The organism is Mycobacterium deserti, assembly GCF_025345615.1.
GTDB classification, from domain to species: Bacteria; Actinomycetota; Actinomycetes; order Mycobacteriales; family Mycobacteriaceae; genus Mycobacterium; species Mycobacterium deserti.
Map to the genome: position 1 here is coordinate 98,319 of NZ_JAODWD010000008.1, position 16,299 is coordinate 114,617.

Here is a 16,299-nt window from a genome sequence, read left to right on the forward strand (position 1 = left end):
ATGGCTGACGCACTCGGACTTCTTCAGACACTGTGGCGGGCCCGGCTGATCGCTCCGATGCGGCCGGACAAGTATCTGCGGATGGGCGCCGCGATGCGCCGAGTCGGTATGACGGCCACGGTCGGCTTCGCCGCGGCCGCGCAACGCTGCCCCGACCGCCCCGGCCTGATCGACGAACGCGGAACGCTCACGTGGAAGGAGATCGACGACCGCTGTGACGCGCTGGCCACAGCCCTGCAGAATCTGCCGGGCGAGCAACCAGAAACAGTTGCGGTGATGTGTCGCAACCACCGCGGCTTCATCGAGGCGCTGGTCGCGTCGAACCGGATCGGCTCCGATGTACTGCTGCTCAACACCTCCTTCGCCGGGCCTGCACTGGCCGAGGTCGTCGAGCGCGAGGGCGCCGACGTCGTCATCTACGACGAGGAATTCACCGAGATCGTCGACCGTGCGCTGTCGGAAAGTTCCGGTGCGACACGCATTCTCGGCTGGACCGACAGCGCAGACCACGAGCATCTGACCGTCGAAGGCCTCATCGAGGCCCACGCGGGCCAACGTCCGCAATCCAGCGAACGCAAGAGCGACATCATCCTGCTCACCAGCGGAACGACGGGAACGCCGAAGGGCGCCAGGCGCGGCGAAGGCGGCGGGGGAGCCGGCGACCTCAAAGCTGTGCTCGACCGTACTCCGTGGCGGGCCGAGGAGCCGATCGTCATCGCCGCGCCCATGTTTCACGCCTGGGGCTTCTCGCAGCTGCTGTTCGCCGCACTGCTCGCGTGCCCGATCGTCACGCGCCGCAAGTTCGATCCGGAAGCCACGCTGGAAATGATCGACCGGCACAAGGCGACCGGCCTGGCCGTCGTGCCCGTCATGTTCGACCGCATCATGGACTTGCCCGATGACGTGCGAAACCGCTACAGCTGCAGATCTCTTCGCTTCGCCACCGCGTCCGGCTCCCGGATGCGGCCCGACGTCGTGATCGCATTCATGGACCAGTTCGGCGACGTGATCTACAACAACTACAACGCGACCGAGGCAGGCATGATCGCCACCGCAACGCCCGTGGACCTGCGCGCGGCGCCGGACACGGCGGGCACTCCAGCCGACGGTACGGAGATCCGCATCTTCGACGGCGATTTCCGCGAGGTGCCCACCGGTGAGACCGGCCAGATCTTCGTGCGCAGCGGCACGCTGTTCAGCGGCTACACCTCCGGCGCCACCAAGGACTTCCACGAGGGCTTCATGGCGTCGGGGGACATGGGCTACTTGGACGAGGCGGGACGCCTGTTCGTCGTCGGTCGCGATGACGAGATGATCGTGTCGGGCGGGGAGAACGTCTACCCGATCGAGGTGGAGAAGACGTTGGCCGCGCACGCGGAGGTGGCCGAAGCCGCGGTCCTCGGTGTCGACGACGAGCAATACGGTCAGCGCCTGGCCGCGTTCGTGGTGCTGGAACCGGATTCGAAGGCCGGGGTCGACGACCTCAAACAGCATGTCCGCGACAATCTTGCGAACTACAAAGTGCCGCGCGAGGTCACGATCCTCGACGAGCTGCCCCGCGGAAGCACCGGCAAGATACTGCGCAACGAGTTGCGCGCGAAGCTCGACTAACCGGCGCCCAGGCCGGTCGCCGTCGCGGGCGCCATCGCGGTGCCGATCGTGGTCAGCGGTTCCAGCCCGGCCGCGAGCCGGATCTCGGCCAGGCCGTGGATCATCGCGTCGGTCGCTTCGTGGATGTCGTCGAACGTCTGGTCGTCCGAGAGGATGGAGATGTCGACCTGATCGACGTAACTCCATACCGTCATGTTGAACGCGCTGCCCGCGGAAAGCACACCCACCGAGTAGATCTCGCTGACCCGGGCGCCGGCGACGTGGCCGTGCTCGCGGGGGCCCGGCACGTTCGACACAGCGACGTTCATCACCCTGTTGTGCGCGGTGCGTTTGGACTGCCAGCGGAACAGCGTCGGCGCAATAGGGGGCGGCAGGTAATCCATCATCTCGCCCTGCAGCTTCGGGCCGAGGAGGTCGTGGATCTCCTTGGCGTTGGTGGTGGCCTGTGCGGTCAGGCGGACGCGTTCTGTCGGGTCGTCGATGTGGACGGGCAGCGACACCGCCAGCCCGCTGATCTCGTTGCCTGTGACGCGGTCGGGTGACCGATCGGTGGACACCGGGACCGACGCGAGTATCGGTGAATCGGCCCGCCCGTCGTAGCGCAAGAGCAGTTCGCGCAGGCCGCCCGCCGCCATGGCGAGGATGATGTCGTTGAACGTGACGTTGAGGTGCTTGGCGGTCTCCTTGACCTCCGCCAGCGACAGCGACGCCGTGGCGAATGTCCGGCCGGGAGATACGACGTGGTTGAGAAACGTCGGCGGCGTCTTGAACATCTTCGCCATCTCGGGCTGTGCGGAGCGGCCCTTCGTGTAACGACGGAGGCGCGCGACGCCCGTCGCGGCGTCCTTCATCAGGCCGGGCAACCTCGCGACGTGTTGCGCGTTGGCGTGCGCCGCGGCCCGCAACAGGTCGGCCCTCGTCGGCGGGTCGCAGGTCGGGTATTCGTCGCTCTCCTCCTGCTCGGAGCCCGCCAGATCCATGAGCCGCGCGAGCAGGTTGGCCGAAGCCACTCCGTCGGCCAGTGTGTGGTGGACCTTGCCGATCAACGCGAAACGGTCGTCGGCCATCCCTTCGGCGAAGTGGAACTCCCACAGCGGATGATCGCGATCCAGCGGTGTGCTGGCGATCCGGCCGATCACCTCGTCGAGTTCACGGCGCCCACCCGGGCTGGGTACCTGCACGCGGTGCAGGTGGTAGTCGAGGTCGACCGGGCAGTTCTCCAGCCACATCGGATGGTGCAACTTGTAGGGGATGTCGATGAGGCGGTAACGCAACGGCTCCAGTAGGTGCAGTCGGCGCGCGATGGTCTGCCGGAAGGCTTCGAATGTGAAGTCGCTGTCGTGGACGATCGCGACCTTCAGCGTGTGCGTGTGCAGGTTCGGCGTCTCGCTGTACAGCAGCATGGCATCCATGCCGTTGAGTCGCTTCACATCCCACCCCCTTCGGACCGTCGGCACCGAGACCCCTATCGAACCACTGGCACGTTCAAGATCGGGGGGGATTGAAGCGAACTACCCGAGCGTCGCCAGCGCCGCCCTGGTGTCGAGGTCGACGAATGCCGCCGCGTACCGCTGCGCGAACGCCAGACAGATATCGGGCCGCTGCCAGGCGTCGCCACCGGAGAGCGTGGCGATCCAGATGGCCAGCCCGTGGGCGACCGACGCGCGGTAGCGCAGCCACACCTCCTCGGCCGACGGCAGTTCACCGGCGGGCAGTTCGAGCGCCCCGCGGTATTCGTCGAGCAGATCCCGCTCGGCGCGTCTGCGGTCGTCGATGGTCAGGGCGCCCTGCAGGAAGTAGCCGAGATCCAGCGACCAGTTGCCGCGTCGAGCCATCTGCCAGTCGAGGAACCCCACCTCGTCACCGGGCAGCACGTAGGTGTTGCCGATGTGGGGATCACCGTGCAGCAGCGTCGGCGCGGTGGTGGTCAGCGTGCCGATGTAGCGCGCCCAGATGTCGACGAACAACTCGGTACCGCTCAGCTCCGGGATCTCGGGTGGCACCGTGTCGCCCAACCGCTCGTGGGCGATGTGCAGCGGCGCGTGCTCGAGCCCTTCGAATGCGACGAACGGCTCGAGCCAGTCGAGCGCCGGAGTCTTCGCCAGCCGGTCGCCCCAGAACCGGCTGTGCATTCGCGCCAAGCCGCGTACACCGTTGGCCACCTGTTCGATCGTCATCGGCCGGGTGGAGTCGCGCGGGTCGGCGCCCCGCGCGACGACGTCCTCCATGATCATCAGGAAGTTCGAACCGGGCTCGTCGATGAACGATGCGTAGACCGCTGGGTGATCCAGCCCCAAGTCGACGCCGGACCGAAACAACCGCGGCTCGTGGAACAACCCACTGGTCAGCGCGACGAGCTCGGCGTGCTCGGGGTCGACGGCCTTTGCAAAGACCGTCGCGGGGCCCGTCCCCGCCGAGTACGTCAGCGCCAGCCGCGCACGCCGGTTGGTGCCGTCGTCGCGCAACGCCACCGCGACGCCGTCGACCTCGGCGCCCGAAAAGTGCTCGGCGAGAACCGCGGTCATCCACTCGGGGGTGATTTCATCCCAACTGCTCGGGAGCTTGCGCTCCTCGCTAGTCACTTGAGGCAGCTGCCGCCGTCGATCGGCAGTGTCACACCGGTGATATAGCGGGACTCGTCGGACGCCAGGAACAGCACCGCGTTGGCGATGTCCTCCGGCTCGACCCAGCCGATCGGCAACGTGTGCATCAGCTGACCCACGACCTTCATGTCCTCGGGGCCCGGGTTCTCCAGGTCGGGACGGAACAGCTTCATCGTCGGCTCGTTCATGAACAGAGGGGTGTTCACGTTGGTCGGGTGCACGGAGTTGACACGGATGTTCTGCGCGCCGAGTTCGACCGCGAAGGTGCGCATCAGGCCGACCACACCGTGCTTGGCCGCGACGTAGTGGCCGGTGTGCGGGTACGCCTTGAGGCCGCCGACCGAGCTGGTGAGGATGATCGATCCACCGCGGCCGCCCGCAAGGATGTGCGGCACACCGGCTTTCACGGTCTTCCACACACCGCCGAGGTTGACGTCGATCATGTCGGTCCAGTCGTCCTCGCTGGTCTTGTCCAGCGTCTCACCGCCGTTGCCGATGCCCGCGTTGGCGATGATGATGTCCAGCCGGCCCATCGACTCCACGCCCGCGTCGACCGCGGCCTTCAAGGCGTCGAAGTCGCGGGTGTCGACCTCGGCGGTGTAGATGCGGCGGTTGAGGCCTTTGACCAGATCGGCGGTCTCGGCCAGGTCCTCCGGTGTGGCCAGCGGGATGCGGACGCTGTCGATCTGCTTGCAGATGTCGACAGCGATGATGTCGGCGCCCTCTTCGGCCAGCCGTACCGCGTGGGCGCGGCCCTGTCCGCGGGCAGCGCCGGTGATGAAAGCGACCTTGCCTTCTACGCGTCCAGTCATTGACAACCTCAATTCATAGTTATTGATGGGGGTTTCACTCAGAGAACGGCTGGCATCGATTCCCAGCCGCGGACGGTGGACGTCGGAGACAGGGACGCGTTGGTCATGTCGACGTCCCATTCAGGGAAGCGTTTGAGAATCTCCTCGAGCGCGACGCGGCCCTCGAGCCGCGCCAGGGCGGAGCCGAGGCAGTAGTGCGTGCCCACGCTGAACGCCAGATGCTGACGTACCTCGCGATGAATGTCGAAAACGTCGCCGTCGGGCGGGAACTGGCGGTGATCGCGGACGGCGGCGCCGATCAGCATCATCATGACGCTGCCCTCGGGGACCGTCCTGTCGTAGAGCTCGACGTCGCGGGTGACGTACCGGGCCACGTGCGGTGCGGGCGGCTCGTAGCGCAGCAGCTCCTCGACGGCCTGCGGGATCAGTGCCGGGTTTTCGGCGAGTTCGCGCCGTTGGTCCGGATGTTCGGCGAGCACCTTGCCTGCCCAGCCGATCAGCCGCGTGGTGGTCTCGTTTCCCGCGCCCGCGACCACGTTAATGTAGATGAGCAGTTCGTCGCGTGTGAGGTGACGGGTGACGCCGTGCTCGTCTTCGAACTCGACGTTGAGCAACTCGGTCATGATGTCGTCGGACGGGTTGTCTTTGCGCCAGTCGATATAGGTCTCGAAGATGTCGGCGCCGACGATTCCCTTCTCGGCCTCCATGGGCTTGCCGGCCTCGGTGCGCATCGTCGCGTTGGTGTGCTCGCGCACCATCACCTGGTCGTCTTCGGGGATGCCGAGCAGCGCACTTATCGCCTGCATCGGCATGACGGCGCCGAGGTCCTTGACGAAGTCGAACCTGCCGGTGCCGACGAGCGGATCGAGCGCCTGCGCGCAGTACTCGCGGATTTTGGGCTCCAGCGCGTTGATCTTGCGCGGAGTGAACATACGCGCCAGCAGCTTGCGGTGGATGTCGTGAATCGGCGGATCCTCGAAAATCAATGCGCCCGAGGGGATGTCGATGTTGGCCTTGATCAGCTCAACGATCGCGCCGCGGGCCGAGCTGTAGGTCTCGTAGTCGACAAGCGCGCGGTTGACGTCCGCGAAGCGGCTGATCGCGTAGAAGTCGTACTGCTCGTTATAGAACAGTGGCTGCTCTTCACGCAGCCGACGGAACATCGGATACGGATCCGCGTTGAGCTCGACGTCGTACGGGTCGTAGTACGCGGCCTGCATCGTCGATTTTTCTGCACTGATCGTCACGGGGTCGCCTCTCGCTGGCCCAGGATGTAAGACAATTGGTTGTATTTTGTCTCACAACTTTGGCACCGACGACACGAGGGTGTCAATAACAGACTCGTTTCGGGCAATTTGCACTCTCTGCTTAGAAGAATCGGCTTCTCGTCAGGTGTCGGCGAAGCGAAGAAGCGCTTCTTGGCCGTAGGACGCGACAAGCGCACCGCCCTCGGTGAGGACGTCCCCTCGGCCGAAGCAGCGACCCTGCCCGAGCACCGGGCTGTGTTGGCGCAACAGTAACCATTGGTCCGTGCGGAACGGGCGGTGGAACCAGATGGTGTGCGAGGTCACCGCGGAGGTGAAGGCCGTGCCATTGCCGCGCTGCCCGACGCCGTAGACCGGGCGCAACGCGGTGCCGATCAAGGTGAGGTCGGTGGCATATGCCGTCAACGCCTGGGCCAGATCGGCGTCGACCGTCGGCGTGCGCATCCAGAACTCGAAACGGGGCGGCCCGGTCGTGGTGGCGTTGAGGTCGATCGCGGCACGCGTGTGCCAAGGGAGCAGATCGAGCGCGCGGTCATGCTCAGGGCCGGGCACCGCGGGAACGTCGTCGACGTCTTGATGTTCGGGTCCGGATTCGACGATGTGCATGCTCACCGAGCAGGTCGCCACGATGCCGCGACTCTGGGATGCGGTGATCGAGAGCGTCGCGAAGGACCGGCCCTCGTGGTGTCGCATCACCTCATATCGGATCGGCTCCTCGGCGCGCCCTTCCCGGGCGAACGTCGCGTGCTGCGATTTGACGACCTTGTCCGGGCAGCTCAGCGAGGCGATTCGGAGAAACTGGGCGAGGAGCTGGCCGCCGAACACGCGGTGGTACTGAAGATCCTGGTTGCGGCCCTCGTAGACGGGCGCGTCGGGCGGCGAAGACGCCGAAGTCGACAGCTCCAGACACGCCAGGAGATCGGTCCAGAGGTCGGGCACCAGCCGAGTGTAAGTCAGGTTCTCGTTCGCGAGAACCAAATTCTCCGACTAGCCGGCGGCGAACCCGCGGGCGCAGAAGTCCCAGACTTCCTCGGCCGTGATGGGGTTCGCGGTGCCGTCGTCGGGGTCACCGCTGGACTGCGCGACGAACATGACCGTCTGCATGGTCATCGCCGCCATTCGCTTGGGGTTGATGCCGTCACGCAGTTGACCTGCAGCGCTGGCCTCTTCCATCAGCTCGGTGAGCAGGGCGAGCAGCGGAGCGTGTGCGATTTTGACCTCGGACGGATGCGAAACAAGAAGGCGCGGTGCGAAGTCGGTGAACAGCGGCCGCCGCGCGGCGGGGTCCGGTCGCGAGGACTCGAACAGCAGTTGTATCGCGACCTTGAGACGGTCGAGTGGCTCGTCCTCGGTGCTGGTGGCCGCGCGGATCTGATCGGCCGAGCGCGACAGTGCGTCCTCGAACAGTGCGAGCAACAGCTCGTGTTTCCCATCGAACTGCAGGTAGAAGCTGCGCAGCGACTGACGCGAGCGGTCGACGACCTCCTGAACAGTGAAGTCGGTGCTGCCCTTTTCGATGATGATCGCCTGAGCGGCGTCAAGGAAGCGTTGAACGCGTTGTGCGGCCCGGAGCTTCGCGGTTTTGATCGAACGCTCGACCGCGCGTTGCTTCCAGGCAGGTTCCTCGCTAGGGCTCGTCACCGGCGGCTCGGATCCAGGCCGAGTGGGGAGAACATGGACTGACTGTACCGGAGAACGCCTTGCCATTGCGGTCCTCGACCCCCTCGCGGCCAACGTGTCAGAGATTGAAACTTTCGCACTGTGAGAATAGTATTCTCATTTTGGAGATAACAGTAGTCTTACCTAAATATTGATCGAGCGGGAGTGTTGTGCAGCTGACCTTCGATGCTGATGTCGAGGCGTTCCGCGCCGAATTCACCGCCTTCCTCGACGAGCATCTACCGACCGATGCCGAGGCCCTCGATCGCTCCCATTCGAGCAGCGACGTTCCGGAGTGGGCCAGCCGCTGGCAGCGTCTGATGTACGAGAACGGCTGGTTGTGCCCCGGCTATCCGCCCGAGTTCGGCGGTCGCAACGCCACCATCCTGCAGCAGTACGTGCATCAGGTCGAGCTCACTCGCAGGCGCGCCTATCTCACGTTCAATCCGCAGGGTGTCGGCATCATCTCGGCGTCGCTGATCTCGTTCGGCACCCCCGAGCAGCAGCAGAAGTGGGCCATTCCCATCCTGCGCGCCGAGATCACCGCGTCGCTCGGAATGAGCGAGCCCGGCGCGGGTTCGGACCTGGCGTCGTTGCGTACCAAGGCCGTGCTGGACGGCGAGGAATTCGTGGTCAACGGACAGAAGGTGTGGACGTCGGGCGCGCATGACGCCGATGTCCTGCTGACTTTTGTTCGCACCGATCCGAATGCCCCCAAGCACAAGGGCATCAGCGTGCTGATGATTCCCACCGACCTACCGGGCGTGGTGCGCAGGCCGTTCGCGTCCGTGTGCGACGCCGACGACCTGGACTTCAACGAAGTCTTCTTCAACGATGTGCGCGTGCCGGCGGAGAACCTCGTCGGGCCGCTCAACGAAGGCTGGCGGGTGGCCAACGGCTCGCTTGGCCACGAGCGGAACATGTTGTGGCTCAGCTACGCCGACCGGCTGCAGGAGCTGGTGGAAGACATCCAGCCCGCGTCTGCGCTGGACCGCGACCGCTACGCGACGCTGATCATGGACAACCAGGCGCTGCGGTTGATGGGTTCGATGGCCTTGGCGCGGGCCACTCGCGGCGAGGACGACGCGTCGGCCATGTCGGTGCTCAAGCTCTTCGGTTCAGAGGCCTCGCAGATGGCCACGGAGTACGCACTGGCCGCCGCGGGTGCCGACGCGCTGGCGCACCCGAACTTCTCGGGCCCGTACAGCGCGCAGCACCTGGACGTGTACCGCACCGGGTGGTTCGAACGCTATTGCCGATCGTTCGGTGGAACGATCGCCGGCGGGACTTCCGAGATTCAACGCAACATCATCGCTCAACGACTGCTGGGCCTGCCCCGCAACTAGGACTGGAACTGAGGACCGCCATGTACATCGACTACGAGGCTGCCGACAAGGTCGCAACGATCACGCTGAACCGGCCCGAGGCCGCCAACGCCCAGAATCCCGAGCTGCTCGACGAACTCGACGGGGCGTGGACGCGCGCCGCGGCAGATCCCGACGTCGCAGTCATTCTCTTGCGTGCCAACGGAAAACACTTCTCAGCGGGCCACGACCTGCGCGGCGGTGGACCGGTGCCGGACAAGATCACGCTGGAGTTCATCATCGAGCACGAGGCGAAGCGCTATCTCGAGTACACGCTGCGCTGGCGCAACGTGCCGAAGCCGTCGATCGCAGCGGTGCAGGGCAGATGCATCTCCGGCGGATTGCTGCTGTGCTGGCCTTGCGATCTCATCGTCGCCGCCGACGACGCGCAATTCTCCGACCCGGTCGTGCTGATGGGAATTGGTGGAGTCGAATACCACGGTCATACTTGGGAACTCGGGCCGCGCAAGGCGAAGGAAATCCTGTTCACCGGTCGCGCGATGACGGCGGAAGAGGCCGCGGGCACCGGCATGGTGAACCGCGTGGTGCCGCGCGACCAGTTGGACGCCGAGACCAGGGCGCTGGCCGAGCAGATCGCCAAGATGCCGCCGTTCGCCCTGCGGCAGGCCAAGCGTGCGGTGAACCAGACGCTGGATGTGCAGGGGTTCTATGCGGCGATCCAGTCGGTGTTCGACATCCACCAGACCGGCCACGGTAACGCGTTGAGCGTCGGCGGCTGGCCGGTCCTGGTGAACCTCGAAGAGATGAAGGCCAACATCAAGTAGCGAACGGGTCGCGGCAGGAGGGGCTACAGGTTGGCCAGGCGCGGGGCCGAGCCGCGGGCCCGCAGTCCCGCTCCTGCCCTCCGGGTGAGTTCCTTTGAGCTGCCCAGCAATCCGTCGAGCACCAGCACTCGTTTCACGTGCCGGTGCATATCGTGCTCTTCGGTGAAGCCGATACCACCGAGCACCTGCTGGCAGTGTTTGGCCGCCGTCAGCGCCGCCTTACCCGCGGCGGCCTTGGCCAGCAGCGCGGTCAAGTCGGGATTGTCCACCCCGGGCAGCGTCAGCGTCGCCTCGGCGCCCTCGATCGCCACCAGAGTCTCGGCGAGTCGGTGCCGGATGGCCTGGAAGCCGGCGATCGGCCGACCGAACTGCACCCGGTCGAGTGCGTGTTGGCGCGCCAGGTTCAGCATCGCCCGCGCCGAACCGACCAGCCACCAACCCACCGCGAGACGGGCCTCGGCCACCCGGATCGGATAGCCCTCGTCCTCGCGTCGCAGCGGCAGACCGCCGAGCGTCGTGCCGTCACTTGCACCGCTGCGGTCCCACACGACCCAGGCGTTGCCGGCATACGGCAGCGGAAGCTCGACGTCCTGGCCGATCTCATTGCCCGTCGCATGGAGCACGACGTCGACGAGTACCGAGGCGTGCGAACCTGTTTCACCGAGCAGTCGGAACACCAGGGGCACTGCGAGGTCGGGCATGTCGGACAGCATCTCGGCCCAACCGAGTTCGGTCAGCGCCGCGTCGAGTTCGGGACCGGAGGCCGACAGCATGGACTTGCGCAGTCCGTCTTCGAGTAGATCGAGCGACTCGGCATCGGAGGCAGCGGCCACGATCACTCCCTTCCGAGGTCGAGTAGGCGACGCGCGATGATGTTGCGCTGCACCTCTGCGGTACCGCCATAGATGGACGCCGCGCGCGAGTACAGATATTCGGTGCGCCACGGGGTGTCGTCGAGTTCGACGGCGCCCGGTAGCAGATCCCGTGCGGTGTCGTACAGACGCTGTTCGGCGCTTGCCAGCAGGATTTTGTCGATCGAGGTGTCCGGACCCAGCTTCTGGCCGTTGCCCAGTCGGTGTTGGGTTGCTCTGGATCGGCAACGCAACGTGTGCAGGGCCAGGTACGCCTCGCCCATCTCCGAATCGATGGCCTGGCCTTGGATTTTCACCTCGGCGACCAGCGCGTCGAACCGCGAGTACAGGTAGGCGATGCGCTGCCAGAAGCACGTCGAACGCTCATAAGGCAGCAGGTCCATCGCCAGCTTCCAGCCGTCGCCGGGCTCGCCGAGCATTCGGTCGGCGGGAACCGCGACATCGTCGAAGTACACCTCGCAGAATTCGTCGACGTCGTGCATGGTGCGCAGTGGCCGAACAGTCACGCCCGGCGAGTCGAGGTCGACGAAGAACGCGGTGATGGCCTGGTGGTTAGGGACGTCGGGCCCGCCGGTGCGGGCGAGCAGGATGCACCGAGTGGCGTACTGCGCGAAACTCGTCCACACCTTCTGGCCGCTGATGACCCAGGTGTCGCCTTGCTGCACAGCGCGCGTCGTCAACGACGCCAGATCGCTGCCCGAGCCGGGCTCGGAGAATCCCTGGCACCACGACTCCTGACCGGACAGCAGCTTCGGCACCATCTCGGCGGCCAGTTCGGGACGCGCGTAGTCGATCATCGTGGGGGTCAGCACGTCGAGCATCGAGTAGGGCCCGGGATGGTCGATTCCGCGGCCGACGATCTCCTCGCCGACGATGGCGCGCAGGATGTCCGGCCCGCCGAGACCGCCTGCCGACTCGGGCCATCCGTAGCGCATCCAACCCGCGTTGTACAGCGCCTTGAGCACGCGAAGATGTTGGGTTTGGTGTGCGTCGAGCGAGTCGTCGCCGGGTGGCGGAGTCAGGTCGTTGTCGGCGAGCCAGTTCTGCAGCGCCGTGCGGAACGCGCCGGGCTCGAAAAGGTCAGTCATCGGGCTTCCGGAACCGCTTGGCCTGCGACATCGGGCGCAGGCCTGCCGATCGCGTGCGGGCGACCGTGGTCATGGTCCCCGCTGCGTCGGATGAACGTCATGGCACGGGTTTTCAGCCGCCAGCCATCGTCCGTGCGCACATAGGTGTCGTTGTAGTAGCCGATGCGCATGTCGTGCTTGGAGTGCTCGATGAAGCACAGCGGCTGCGTCCCGGTGGCGGTGTCAGCACCCTCGACCAGGTCGACGAGCGCTGTCCCGGTCATGAAGAGCCCTTTGGGCGCGGCATCGACGAGGACCGGGAACCGGTTCAGCGTGTAGGTGTCGCCGAACGCGCTGTAGGTGCCGTCCGGCGTGAACACCTCCACCAAGCCGTCGACGTCGCCCTGGGTGATGGTGACCGCGTACTTCGCGAGCAGCTGCTGGATCTCGACGAGATCCTCAGTTCGTGTTGGTGTCATTCTTGAAGACCTTACCGCCCTTCATTACGAAGTTGACGTCTCGTGTAACGCTGATATCCGTCAGGGGGTCACCCGGAACCGCAATGATGTCGGCGAGGTATCCCTCGGCGATGCGGCCGAGATCGGGTTTATCGATCAAATCCGCTGCCACCACCGTGGCCGCACGCAGAACCGCGGCCGGTGGCATTCCCCAGTCCACAAGGGTGACGAGTTCGTCGGCGTTCTTGCCGTGCGGGATGGCCGGTGCGTCGGTGCCGACGGCGATCTTCACACCAGCCTCGTACGCGGCCTTGATCGATGTGCGGGCCTTGGGAAACATCTCGGCAGCTTTGTCCTGCAGCACCTTCGGCGCCTTGGACACGTCCATCGCCTCGGCCAGTCGGCGCGTGGTCACCAGCCAGCGGTCGTTGTCGACCAGCATCTGGATGGCCTCGTCGTCCATCAGGAAGCCGTGCTCGATGCAGTCGATGCCGCAGGCGACGGCGTGCTTGACCGCCTCGGCGCCGTGTGTGTGAGCGGCCACCCGAAGGCCCCGCCGGTGCGCCTCGTCGACGATGGCCCGCAGCTCCTCGTCCGAATAGTGTTGTGCCCCGGCCTCTCCGGTCAGCGACATCACGCCTCCGGACACGCAGACCTTGATCAGTTGCGCGCCGTGTTTGATCTGGTAGCGCACCGCCTTGCGGATCTCGTCGACGCCGTTGGCGATGCCCTCTTCGACAGTCAACTCCAGCGCACCGGGCATGAACGCGGCGAACATCGTCGGATCGAGGTGCCCACCTGTCGGCGTGATCGCATGCCCGGCGGGGATCACCCGCGGCCCGTCGATCCAGCCTGCGTCGATCGCCTTACCCAGCGCGACGTCGAGCAGGTAACCGCCTGTCTTGACGAACAATCCGAGGTTGCGCACCGTCGTGAAGCCCGCCCGCAGCGTGCGTCGAGCGTTGCCGACGGCGCGTAGCACGCGGGTCGCGGGGTCGTCCTGCACCTGGGAAAGTCCGGGGTTCTCACCCCGGCCGCCCATGAGCAGGTTGACTTCCATGTCCATCAGCCCGGGAAGCAGGATGGCGCCCCCGAGGTCGATGACTTCGTCGTCCGGACCTTCGGCCCCCTCGCCGACGCCGACGATGCGATCGCCGGAGATCCGAACCACGCCCGGCCGGACGATCTCGCCGGCGTCGACGTCGAGTAGACCCGCTGCCCGCAGCGTCGTCGATGAGCCGCTTGCGCGAAGAGAATCCGGCGGTGCCACCGTCAGACCACCGGCTCCTTGATGAGCTGGATGTAGGAGGCCCCGCTGTCGAGCACGCGCGGCTGCTTCCACACCTCGACCGGGAAGCTCACCATCACGATCGACTGTCCCAGATGCACCAGCGCCTTGGCGTCGTCGGGCATCCCCGCGAGCGGGAAACGCGCGTCGACATAGACCATGATGTCCTCGAGCCGCGCCATGCCCGCGTCGTAGAGTTCCTGCATCTCCTCCATGGTCGAGTTGAGCCGCTTGGAGTAGCGCTCCTCCTCGGTGGGCAGGCACCAGTCGCTGAATCGCTCGAGGTCGGCGAACTCTTCTGGCAACTTAGGCATTCGCGTGATCCTTCTCGCTGGACGTGACGGCTGAGGCACCGTTTCCCGAGCCGTTTCCGTTGGCCTTGGCCTCTTTGTACCGGTTCACGTAGTCCCAGGCGGTCTTGTGCAGATGACGCAGCAGGATCTCCTGGTCGCACAACGGGAAATCGGTGACCACGCGCGTGCCGATCTGCGTCTGCGTCGCTTCCAAAGTGTTGGCGTCCTGGAAGGCGTACTCCTTGAACGTCACCGCTGCCAGTTCCTGTGACAGACGCTCGCGCAGGTTCGTCGGCGGGACAAAGTACAGGTCCGCCTCGAAGATGTGCTTGTCGACCGCGGTCGGCCAGTAGTGGTAGGTCAGGTACCAGCCCGGCGCCCAGAACAGCAGCGTGAAGTTGGGGAAGAACTCGAAAGAGTCGGTGCCCCAAGATTTGTGCCGACCGGGGTTGATGGCAGGCGGCAGCTCGTCGGGGAGGATCCCCTTGATCTTCGGCCGGTCCCACGGCCCGAACAGGCCGCTGTGCAGGATGCGCTCGATCGGCTTGACCATGTTGAGGTCCTTGGGCGGTGACATGCCGCCCCACGACGACACCATCGAGTGGTCGCCCTTGATGTCGTAGGCCAACGCCTCGAAGCCGAACTTGGCCAGTTTCTCGGCCTCCTCCTTCTCCGCCTGCTTCATGTGCAGGATCGGCGCGTGGTAGAACTCGACGAACGCGTCGATGAACAGTTTCCAGTTCGCGTTGATCTCCGCGCGGTAGCTGTAGTGCTCGGTCATCTCGTGGAACGGGTAGCCCTCGAGGCCCTTGGCGAAGTCGCCTAGATACTCCCGCAGCGGCATCGCGTCGTTGTCGAAGTTGATGAAGATGAACCCCTCCCAGACCTCGCACCGGACGGGGACAAGGCCGTACTGCGACTTGTCGAGGTCGAAGAATTCGCCTTCCTGCTGCACGAAGGTGAGGTCGCCGTCGAGCGCGTAGCGCCAGGCGTGGTACTTGCACGTGAACTGGCGGCAGGTGCCCGACACCTCCTCACCCGGGTAGTCGGACCACACCAGCTTGTTCCCGCGATGCCGGCACATGTTGTAGAAGCACCGGATCGTCTCTTCTTTGTCCTTGACGAGGATGACCGATGTTCCGGCGCCGGCCGACGGCATTTCGCGGGTGAAGTAGCTGCCCTTCTTCGGCAGCCGCTCCACGCGGCCCACGTTCAGCCAGGTCTTCTTGAAGATCGCCTCCTGCTCGAGCTTGTAGTGCTCGGGATCGATCGAGTCTTCGTAGTTGACCGGCGCGGTGCCGAGCTCGGGCCAGTTCTCGGTCCAGCTACCGGCGGGCGGCTTGGGGAAAAATGACACTTCAGTCTTACCTCTCTTGGTCGGGTTCTACGCCAAAGGTGTTGATGGCCATGGCGAGTGCGCCATAGCAGCCGATCGTGAAGACGAGGTCCATGCACTGACGCTCGTCGAGGTGTGCGGACAACGTCGTCCATGTCGCGTCGGAGACGTTCGACTTGTCCTCGAGTTCGTCGACGGCCTGCAACACCGCGCGGTCGAGCTCGTCGGTGGCCTCGCCGCGCTGCACTCCGGCGATGACGTCGTCGGTCAGGCCGACCTCACGGCCCATGTGAACGTGATGACGCCACTCGTATTCACAGTCACGCCGGTGTGCGACGCGCAGCACCGCCAGCTCGCGCAATCGGTCCGGCAGCGGCGAGCTGAACATCAAATGGTTGTTGAAGCGCAGGAACGAGCGAGTCAGCGTGGGGTGGCGGACCAGCGTGGCCAGCAGGTTGCCGGCGTCAACGGGGTTGCGCCGCTCCGCGGGCAACATGCCGGAGAGCGCGTGGTCGACGGCGTCGTCCCACCTGTCCGCGGGCAGCGGGGGCACTCGCACTGAACCGCCTCCTCTCCGTCGTCTTCTCTCAGACGAGAATCAGGTTCTCATATTTCGCCAATAGATTTCCACCTTTCGTGGTCATGGTCAATCCCAAGCGGCAGATCCGCCGGTCACAGCGGTGCGGTGCGAGGTCCAACGCCGCTGCCAGAAGGGCATGAACTCGTTAACGGACATTGATTCTCGTAGCATGAGAAGATAGTTTCCCCATGTAGAGAACAACCCTGGGCGACTACCGTTGCAACTACGGGAGACCTCAACAGAAGGAACGGGCATGAACAAAGACGACATGATCCTGATCAGCGTTGATGATCACATCGTCGAGCC

16 protein-coding genes are annotated in these 16,299 nt (G+C 65.2%); 3 read left to right on the forward strand and 13 right to left on the reverse strand.

What is annotated here, in order from left to right:
- The gene (gene fadD12 / locus N4S67_RS27840) at positions 1 to 1,611 is read left to right on the forward strand and encodes an acyl-CoA ligase FadD12 (RefSeq protein ID WP_260996285.1); all 1,611 of its coding nucleotides are present in this window, start codon (positions 1 to 3) and stop codon (positions 1,609 to 1,611) included.
- Here the strand turns inward: fadD12 and N4S67_RS27845 are convergent.
- The 6 genes from N4S67_RS27845 to N4S67_RS27870 all read right to left on the reverse strand — a co-directional run bounded on the left by N4S67_RS27845 (position 1,608) and on the right by N4S67_RS27870 (position 7,998).
- Positions 1,608 to 3,041, reverse strand: coding sequence for a WS/DGAT/MGAT family O-acyltransferase (locus N4S67_RS27845; RefSeq protein ID WP_260996286.1), 1,434 nt, complete (start codon positions 3,039 to 3,041; stop codon positions 1,608 to 1,610). The genes fadD12 and N4S67_RS27845 overlap by 4 nt on opposite strands.
- A gap of 81 nt (positions 3,042 to 3,122) precedes the next feature.
- Entirely contained in the window at positions 3,123 to 4,136 is a 1,014-nt protein-coding gene (locus N4S67_RS27850) for a phosphotransferase (RefSeq protein WP_260996308.1), read from the reverse strand.
- A 53-nt stretch (positions 4,137 to 4,189) separates the two neighbouring features.
- Positions 4,190 to 5,026 carry a mycofactocin-coupled SDR family oxidoreductase gene (locus N4S67_RS27855; protein ID WP_260996287.1) on the reverse strand — a complete coding sequence of 279 codons (837 nt, stop codon included), beginning with the start codon at positions 5,024 to 5,026 and terminating at the stop codon, positions 4,190 to 4,192.
- A gap of 38 nt (positions 5,027 to 5,064) precedes the next feature.
- A complete protein-coding gene (locus N4S67_RS27860; protein ID WP_260996309.1) occupies positions 5,065 to 6,246 on the reverse strand; it encodes a cytochrome P450 in 1,182 nt (393 codons plus the stop codon).
- 168 nt (positions 6,247 to 6,414) lie between these two features.
- Positions 6,415 to 7,230, reverse strand: coding sequence for an acyl-CoA thioesterase (locus N4S67_RS27865; protein ID WP_260996288.1), 816 nt, complete (start codon positions 7,228 to 7,230; stop codon positions 6,415 to 6,417).
- Positions 7,231 to 7,278: 48 nt separating this feature from the next.
- Positions 7,279 to 7,998, reverse strand: a complete 720-nt coding sequence (locus N4S67_RS27870; RefSeq protein ID WP_260996289.1) for a TetR/AcrR family transcriptional regulator — start codon at positions 7,996 to 7,998, stop codon at positions 7,279 to 7,281.
- A 122-nt stretch (positions 7,999 to 8,120) separates the two neighbouring features.
- Here N4S67_RS27870 and N4S67_RS27875 point away from each other — a divergent pair, with 122 nt between their 5' ends.
- Positions 8,121 to 9,296, forward strand: coding sequence for an acyl-CoA dehydrogenase family protein (locus N4S67_RS27875; RefSeq protein ID WP_260996290.1), 1,176 nt, complete (start codon positions 8,121 to 8,123; stop codon positions 9,294 to 9,296).
- A gap of 20 nt (positions 9,297 to 9,316) precedes the next feature.
- Positions 9,317 to 10,099 (forward strand): enoyl-CoA hydratase, encoded by a 783-nt coding sequence (locus N4S67_RS27880; RefSeq protein ID WP_260996291.1) that lies wholly within the window; start codon positions 9,317 to 9,319, stop codon positions 10,097 to 10,099.
- Between the two features lie 23 nt (positions 10,100 to 10,122).
- On the opposite strand, the gene N4S67_RS27885 is transcribed toward N4S67_RS27880, so the two are convergent.
- From N4S67_RS27885 to N4S67_RS27915, 7 genes are all read right to left on the reverse strand, one after another.
- Positions 10,123 to 10,872: an acyl-CoA dehydrogenase family protein gene (locus N4S67_RS27885; RefSeq protein ID WP_260996310.1), complete on the reverse strand. Its 750-nt coding sequence runs from the start codon at positions 10,870 to 10,872 to the stop codon at positions 10,123 to 10,125.
- Positions 10,873 to 10,934: 62 nt separating this feature from the next.
- A complete protein-coding gene (locus tag N4S67_RS27890) occupies positions 10,935 to 12,059 on the reverse strand; it encodes an acyl-CoA dehydrogenase family protein (protein ID WP_260996292.1) in 1,125 nt (374 codons plus the stop codon).
- Positions 12,056 to 12,517, reverse strand: a complete 462-nt coding sequence (locus tag N4S67_RS27895; protein WP_260996293.1) for a nuclear transport factor 2 family protein — start codon at positions 12,515 to 12,517, stop codon at positions 12,056 to 12,058. Before N4S67_RS27895 ends, N4S67_RS27890 begins: the two co-directional genes overlap by 4 nt.
- Positions 12,498 to 13,766, reverse strand: coding sequence for a metal-dependent hydrolase family protein (locus tag N4S67_RS27900; protein ID WP_260996294.1), 1,269 nt, complete (start codon positions 13,764 to 13,766; stop codon positions 12,498 to 12,500). The genes N4S67_RS27895 and N4S67_RS27900 overlap by 20 nt, the downstream gene beginning before the upstream one ends.
- A gap of 2 nt (positions 13,767 to 13,768) precedes the next feature.
- Complete coding sequence (locus tag N4S67_RS27905) at positions 13,769 to 14,098, reverse strand: hypothetical protein (protein ID WP_260996295.1); 330 nt, start codon at positions 14,096 to 14,098, stop codon at positions 13,769 to 13,771.
- A complete protein-coding gene (locus tag N4S67_RS27910; protein WP_260996296.1) occupies positions 14,091 to 15,434 on the reverse strand; it encodes an aromatic ring-hydroxylating oxygenase subunit alpha in 1,344 nt (447 codons plus the stop codon). Before N4S67_RS27910 ends, N4S67_RS27905 begins: the two co-directional genes overlap by 8 nt.
- A 7-nt stretch (positions 15,435 to 15,441) precedes the next feature.
- Entirely contained in the window at positions 15,442 to 15,972 is a 531-nt protein-coding gene (locus tag N4S67_RS27915; protein WP_260996297.1) for a carboxymuconolactone decarboxylase family protein, read from the reverse strand.
- Positions 15,973 to 16,299 lie beyond the last annotated feature (327 nt).